Annotated in this window: 6 protein-coding genes; 2 read left to right on the top strand and 4 right to left on the bottom strand. The window is 44.8% G+C overall.

What is annotated here, in order from left to right:
- The 3 genes from cbiB to F6K52_RS02280 all read right to left on the bottom strand — a co-directional run.
- Positions 1-848, bottom strand: an 848-nt coding sequence (gene cbiB, locus F6K52_RS02290) for an adenosylcobinamide-phosphate synthase CbiB (protein ID WP_293073456.1), incomplete at its 3' end; no start/stop codon positions are given.
- On the bottom strand, positions 848-1,237 hold the full coding sequence (locus F6K52_RS02285; RefSeq protein WP_293073453.1) for a GFA family protein: 390 nt from the start codon (positions 1,235-1,237) through the stop codon (positions 848-850). The genes F6K52_RS02285 and cbiB, both read right to left, overlap by 1 nt.
- A gap of 17 nt (positions 1,238-1,254) precedes the next feature.
- Entirely contained in the window at positions 1,255-1,698 is a 444-nt protein-coding gene (locus tag F6K52_RS02280; protein WP_293073450.1) for an Rrf2 family transcriptional regulator, read from the bottom strand.
- A gap of 647 nt (positions 1,699-2,345) precedes the next feature.
- On the opposite strand from F6K52_RS02280, the gene F6K52_RS02275 reads away from it, so the two are divergent.
- Positions 2,346-2,759: an AbrB family transcriptional regulator gene (locus F6K52_RS02275; RefSeq protein WP_293073447.1), complete on the top strand. Its 414-nt coding sequence runs from the start codon at positions 2,346-2,348 to the stop codon at positions 2,757-2,759.
- A 482-nt stretch (positions 2,760-3,241) separates the two neighbouring features.
- Here F6K52_RS02275 and F6K52_RS02270 read toward each other — a convergent pair whose 3' ends face one another.
- The gene (locus tag F6K52_RS02270) at positions 3,242-4,585 is read right to left on the bottom strand and encodes a glycosyltransferase family 39 protein (protein WP_293073444.1); all 1,344 of its coding nucleotides are present in this window, start codon (positions 4,583-4,585) and stop codon (positions 3,242-3,244) included.
- Between the two features lie 1,030 nt (positions 4,586-5,615).
- Here F6K52_RS02270 and F6K52_RS02265 point away from each other — a divergent pair.
- On the top strand, positions 5,616-7,544 hold the full coding sequence (locus F6K52_RS02265) for a cation:proton antiporter (protein ID WP_293073441.1): 1,929 nt from the start codon (positions 5,616-5,618) through the stop codon (positions 7,542-7,544).
- The last annotated feature ends 26 nt before the right edge of the window (positions 7,545-7,570 follow it).

The following is a 7,570-nucleotide window of genomic DNA, read 5'->3' as shown; positions in this document are numbered from 1 at the left end:
TCACCACTGTAAAAATTAGTCCCCCCCAGCTGAACCTCCAAAATCGCAGCAAAAGCCGATTCACTCCAGCCAGAGTTAGGACTCGGATCAGCAATAGCATCACGGCTACACAGACGCCAGACCTGCTGAGGTTTTCCAGACATCAAGGCTAGGGTAAATACGGTTAATCGACAGGGGATCCAGGTTAGTAAATCTTCGAATTTAGCAGTAAACCAACCTAAATGCGTGTAAGGCTCTCGACGGTAACCGACCATCGAATCTAAAGTACTGGCAGCTTTATAAGCTAAGGCCAGAGGAACACTACCAACTCCAGGAATCAACGCTCCAACAATGGCATAGAACAGAGGGGCTGTGACCCCATCGGTAGTGTTTTCCGCCACCGTTTCTAGGACAGCTCGTAGGATTTCCGACTCAGAAAGATTTTCTGTATCACGACCAACATATTGACTTAATCGAGAACGGGCTAGTTCTAATTCTCCGGCAGTTAAAGGTTGTAATACATCCACTGCTGCTGCCCGAAGAGAGCGACCAGCAAAACAACTAGCTAGCAATATCGTTGCTATGCCTATACCCAAAAATGGATTGAGCCAGATTCCTAGGAAGACAATAAACCATCCAGCTACTCCACTCCCAATAATTAGTCCAATACCCAACCCAATTCCTGCTAGGCGTCGTTGCCAAGGCTGCTGCCATAAGTTAATGGCTAACTGAGTAAAGTGAGAGATTACCCAGCCCATAACCTGCACTGGATGGACCCAACCCCAAGGATCACCGATCAGATAATCCAGACTAGCTGCCAACAGCAAAATGACACCATTAGTATGGTTATTAACCAGGATTTTAACCACTACTTTCTAATTTTATCGACATTCTCTTCCCAGTTCGCCCCATCAAAAGGAACAATGGTAAATCGAGATAGAACATCACCGTCAAAGCAACGTAGGTTGACAGAAATCCCATTGGGATGAGAGCGGGGTCGATAGAAAGGATGAATGCCACAGATTTGGCAGAATGTGTGCTTTGCCGTGTGAGTGTTGAAGGTATAAGTAGTCAACACTTGATCTCCCTTTAGTAAGCTAAATTGCTCAGGGGAGACAATCACGTGTAAGATGCCCTTTTTTTTACACATCGAACAATTGCAATCAATTGCCTGATGCTTGTTGACAATTACCCGGAAGCGGACAGCGCCACAATGACAGCCTCCCTCATAAGTAATCGGTTCGTTACTCTTTTTCATGGTTACGAAAAATTGATTCAAACAACGAAACTGGTTTCTTCTCCCATAGCCGCTTGCCAACTACGGGCATCATAATAAAGATCAGCAAGAGTTATAGTGTACAATGCTTCTTTAAGCTTTTGATGCAAACGATGCCAAAGTGTAAATGTAACCCAGTCTTCGGCTTGACCAGCGTCTGGGGTATGGTGGGGTAGTGGTTCGATAGTTTCACCCACTGCTTCTAGGATTTTGCCGAGGGAAATTTGTGTGGGTTCATAGGCTAATTGATAGCCTCCTTGAGCTCCACGAACTGACTTGACTAAGCCAGCACGGCGCATCTCAATCAGTAGTTTTTCTAGATATGGAGCTGGTAGACCTTGGCGTTTAGCGATCGCTCTAACCGATGTCGGTCCATACCCTGGTCTTAGGCTCAGATCTAGTAGTGCCTTAACACTGTAGTGTCCACGAGTGGTGAGCTTCATAATAAAATAGCAATCCAATCGGAAAGTGGACGTGGGAGTTAACCGGACAATTTCTTTGAAAGACGCTTAGTCGGAAACGATTTTATGACCTGTTTAAAGATCACGCTCGTTTAATGCACTCAGCTATCAGCATCAAGAGCAGGGGGAACCAAGGAACCCTCTCATCCTGAAGACTATACTTTGAGCGGTATGCTTTTAGCTATCGGCGTGCGATGCAGAAGCTTATATCTTAGACTATCAATGGCTGATAGCTGATAGCCCTTTGTCTGAATGCAACAGCTCAAAGAAAGTATAAAATAGTGTCACCCAATGGAGATAGCCATTGACTTGTGACAGGGATGGAAAGTACAGGTGGCTGGTGGGGAAATTGCCTACAAGAGTAGCCCATACTCTTTTAGCCAATTTTCCCGTCACCCTAGGCAATTTTCCTGTGACCCAGATGATCAAAGTTGTTCACAACCTATTCACAACCTATTGGTCTAGTTGAACGGTAGTTAAAAACTGACTATTAACGAACAAACTTGACACTATGGGTGTAATATAGTTTCATATACTGATATTAAACTAAGATTTTGTTATCTTAGTTGACAGTCAGTCCAGTAGAAATGCTGGATACCACTTAAGTCCTTAGTATTAGATTCAAGTTAATGGCTAGAAAGAAAAACATGTCTGCTCCGATCGTTCCTCTGCAGGGACAAGAATTGGTTGATAAAGTCAAAAGCCTAGGTAACCTGAGCAAAGAAGAAAAAGCTAGAGCCTGTGGCTACTACACCGTGACAAAAAACGGAGTAGAGCGAGTCAATATGATGAAGTTCCTCAATGCCCTTATTGATGCAGAGGGGATTGAATTAGACAGCAAAGTCAATGGCAATGGTCGTGGCGGACGCAGTGCCAGCTATCGGATTAGTGTGCAGTCTAACGGCAATCTTCTGATTGGCTCGGCTTACACGAAACAAATGGGTTTAAATCCAGGGGACCAGTTTGAAATCACCCTGGGACGCAAGCACATTCACCTTAAACAAGTTGATGAAGCAGAAGAAGAAGCACTTGAAGCATCCTGATCCGAATAGACAAGGCTTAGAAGGCCGTAATCGGTAAATGTGCTGTTGCTCAAAACGTCAGCATTCCGCCGTCAGTTATCAGCATTAGCGTTACTTGAAACCCTGTGCAAGTAGTAAAGAATTAATGATGCCCTCAAGAGAACCAATCCACGAGGCTTTAAACGGTAAGTGTGGTTTGAAAAGGAGCCCATAAGCTTACTCTCTTGATAAACCCAGGCTCCCAAAACATTAGCTGTTTGCAAAGACGGAAAGTAGCGCGTCAGCTGACTGCTGATAGCTGAAGGCAAACCCGATCACTGTCTGCTCGCGAAAGGGGTGTATCAATTTCCATCCCCATTTATGGAAACTTCCCAATAAGGCTTTTAATAACTCAATTGGGATATTGTATAAAAAACATCCAGTCAGGGGCATCATCAATTCTTCTGGCTGGCTTCAGTTTCCATTGCTCAAGGAGACCAGTATTAAGCAATAATTAAGTTGAACTAGATCAGAAATTCCAAAATCCCATGGTCAGAAGACATCAAAATCAGTAGTGAAATATAGCTTCCCCAGAATAAAATTACCATAAATTGTCTATCCCGTCGCGCAACCAACATCCCTGCTATAACCATGGTTAAAGGGACACAAGCGAAGAAAAGCCAGGAGCTGAGGTCAGGAGCTTTTGTAATTCCAAAGTGAAGCATAACAGTAATGGTAGCAAGACCTAGCAAACTCAAACCAATACTCCAAAAACGGGGATAAGATTTGCCAGAAGGCCAATGCCAAATCTCTGTAAGTTGGGCTCCACCAGCAAGGGCTAATGCTGGGTAAACTGGCAACACATACTCAGGCAATTTAGTGACAAAAAAAGAAATGGCGATCAAATAACCGCCAGCCCATACCAGTACTAATTTAGCCCAGCCCCAATGGCGATTCTGCCAAGCCTGCTGTAACCAGTAGTAAAAGAATAGTAACCAAGGTGCGGAAAATTTTAACATTTCCCCCAGGTAATACCAAGGAAGAGGATTTTGTCCATCCTCTGCTTTCCAGATCGGGCGTAGGGACTGGTAGAGAATGGCTTTAGTTGTAGTAACGGCTCTTTGATCCTGTACCAGCAATGGAACAGTGTACCAAGCAATAGCAGGACTATAGCCTAAAAGCAATCCCAACCACCAATAAGTAGAGGTCAGCAGTCTGGGAGTATCCCATGCTAGAAACAACAAAGTGATCGCTGTGATCAACAATGCCACCAGGATCCCCTTAGTAAGGAAAATCAAGGCTAATCCGATCCCCGCTGCCAGTGACCAGCGTGAGTCCCGACGCGATCGCAACACACACCACATCATCAACACCACAAAGCACAGATTAGCTCCATCCAGGATGGCCATACGCCCATAATGGGCTATTGGTAAGAAAGTTAGGTAAATCAAGCTAGAGAAAATAGCCTTCTGACGGCAGGGGAAGATTTCTCTAGCAAGACCATAGACTAGCAGTACCGACAGAACACTGAGGATGGCACCAGGTAAGCGCGTAGTCCACACATTGATACCACCAAACTGATAAGCCACCGCAATTAGCCAGGCTAGTAGGGGGGGGTGTTCAATTAGGGTTTCACCTTCGAGAGTTGGGTAAAGCCACTGCCCAAATTCCCCTGAGGCTGAAAGGAGTTGACTAGCAAGATGACTGATGCTTTGCTCTACCCCTTTCAAGGAGCCACTGCCCAAATTGATGCTAAACAACAATAGTGCTGCCAGGAGTAACCCTAACAGCGACAATCTCTCAATCCAGCGTTGAGTTCTACGTATGCGGTTTCCCGAGCCACCCCAAGTAAATGTTTTATGATCCATAAATTTACGTTTACCTTTACCTTTACCAATAATTCATAATTAAAGCTAGAAGTTTAACAAAAAACCATTAACGAAGCTAATTTTACCCTTCCCCACCAGACCACGAGCCATAATCAAATTTTTCGCTTCTACTTGGGGGATTATCCCACTGCTCTTCGCCATCCTATCTAATCTACTAACCCCGTTGTCTGGTGTTATTGACCACCGCAGTACAATTTTTACCTTTAACCTTTCAATTATGTCCTAAAACTAATCGTCTCTAACTAATCGTCTCTAACTAGTTAACAGGCAATTTTATTAAGCTGTTTACCCTTAGTGATGGCATGTCCGTTGTGGAACTGAGGTTGCTCAACTATCCAGCATGAATTAAAATTTAATTTTTTTTTAAATTACCAATCAACGTAGAAAAACCTTTGACCTATGAGTAGTGTGAGCTATGGCTCAAATCAATGATTAGATTGGTAAGCAATGGCAAGGTCTGACAATTATACACAAGATAAACACAATATCAACAAAACTAATTAGACAAGTAGGAGGATGACCTGGTAACAGACACTCTCAAAGCTCCCCATGACTATTTACACTCGCGTGGGTCTTATCTCCGGGAGGAAGTGTTGGTCAGCAATCGTTTAAGTAAGACACAACAGGAAACAGCTTTGCTTATAGTCTTGAGTAATTCAAACTTGAATTTTTTTCAAGACCTGTTGCCAAAGTTAAAAAATATTCTCCAGAATCCTTACCTGTTCACTGTTCCGAAGTTCCAAAGTTGCCTACTTCTGTAATAAGTCCTATGAAAGTGATACACTACCAGGACACAAAGGGCATGCTTAAGATAGGCTATAGACGGTTTTATTACTGTGACCTATAGCTCAGTCATTGACCATCGACTGCTACGAGCAATGTTCTAGAACTTACCTCAAGTTCAGATTCACTGCTAACCGATCACTTGTTGACCAAGCCAGCCCATGGAGTTGAACACAGAATAATGAGGAATTTCTACCTAAGTTGATCACTTGCGACACTTACGCATATGGAAAGCTCATTTGAACTAACCCTACAGATGGTTATCGCCATCTTCGCTGGGATCAGTGCCCAGGTAATGGGTGAGTATTTAAAAATTCCCAGCATTGTCTTTTTGCTGATGTTTGGCACTCTACTCGGACCCGATGGCTTCGGTCTTTTGCACCCACAGAAGCTAGGGGTTGGTCTAGAGGTAATTGTTGCCCTCTCAGTGGCAGTTATTCTGTTTGAAGGAGGGCTCAACCTAGATCTGCGGGATCTGGGCAAAGTGTCTGGTAGTCTGAGAAATCTAGTTACCATCGGAACACTTATTACCCTGTTAGGAGGTGGCATGGCGGCTCACTGGCTAGGGGAGTTTCCTTGGCCGATTGCTTTTCTCTATGCCTCTCTAGTGGTGGTCACCGGACCAACGGTGATTAGCCCTCTGCTAAAACAGGTGAAAGTGGATCGACGTGTAGAAACCCTCCTAGAAGGGGAAGGGGTTCTCATTGATCCAGTCGGGGCAATTCTGGCAGTGGTTGTCCTGGACACAATTTTAAATAGTGATGGTGGTGCAAATGCAGCATTTGCGGGTCTAGGTCTTCGTTTGAGCATCGGTGCTGTGATTGGGGGCTTAGGGGGCTGGTTAATGGGGTTTCTTCTCAAGCAAGCACGCTTCATCTCAGAAGAACTCAAAAACTTGGTGGTACTGGCTGGCATGTGGGGTTTGTTTGGCTTAGCTCAGATGGTTCGCTCTGAATCCGGTCTGATGGCAACGGTAGTGGCTGGAGTAGTTATGGGAGCCTCTGACCTGCCTGAAGAGCGCTTGTTGCGACGCTTCAAGGGACAATTAACTGTCCTTGGGGTTTCCATGTTATTCGTACTGCTCTCCGCTGACCTCTCAATCGCCAGTGTGTTTGCCCTAGGCTGGGGCAGTATCTTTACTGTCTTGGTGTTGATGTTGGTGGTGCGCCCCATCAGTGTGGTGGTTTGTACTTGGAATAGTGATCTCAATTGGCGGCAAAAATTATTTGTGTCGTGGATTGGTCCTAAGGGAATTGTCAGTGCTTCTGTGGCTTCCTTGTTTGCCATTCTCCTAACGGAACGGGGGGTTAATGGTGGTGACTCGATTAAAGCCTTGGTATTCCTCACAATTATGTTGACGGTAGTTTTACAGGGTTTGACCGCTCGCTGGGTCGCCAAATTGCTAAAACTTAACCCAGAGGACGAGGCAACTGGTGCTGTAATCATCGGTTGTAATCCCATGAGCCGTCTGATTGCTCGTTTGTTTCAAGAGCGAGGAGAGTCTGTTGTGCTGATTGATACAGACCCAGAAGCCTGCCAAAAAGCAAGGGACGAAAATCTGCGAGTTTTCCAAAGCAGTGGTTTGGATGTGGATGTTCTAGAAGAAGCTGGCATCGAATCGGTGGGAACGTTCCTAGCAATGACCAAGAATGGTGAGATTAACTTGGTATTGGCTCAACGAGCAGCGGAGGAGTTTAATCCACCGCGAGTCTTAGCTGTGTTTCCTCGTGACCCCCAAGTCAATAGCAACAATAATAAAACCAAGGTTAATCAGGCCTTCATAGCACAACTACCTATCAAAACTTGGATCCAGCACATTAATGATGGGCAAATAAAGTTGGGCAAAACCACTCTCAAGGAAGCTGGATTTGGTTTTCAGCGAGCTCATCTAAATGCCTTAATTCGCGCTGGAGAACTGGTACCTTTGCTAGTGGAAAGGGAAAAGAGTTTTCAAGTGGCGAGTGGGAATGAAGATTGGCAACCGGGGGATAATATTATTTACTTGCTCCATGACCCTAGACCAAAACTTCTGAAGCGTTTATCCGGTGGGACTTCTTCGTCTCGTCTGGCCCTCGAAAAGCTACCCAAAGTGGAGGAATTGCCAATTGCTACAGCGGTATCGAATACAACAGTAGATGAAAGTAGTGTGAACTAGATGTATAGCAAAGGGAACAGGGAACA

This window comes from Moorena sp. SIO3H5 (genome assembly GCF_010692395.1).
GTDB lineage: Bacteria > Cyanobacteriota > Cyanobacteriia > Cyanobacteriales > Coleofasciculaceae > Moorena.
The sequence above is the reverse complement of the archived record's forward strand: the minus strand, read 5'-3'. Positions and strand labels throughout refer to the sequence as shown.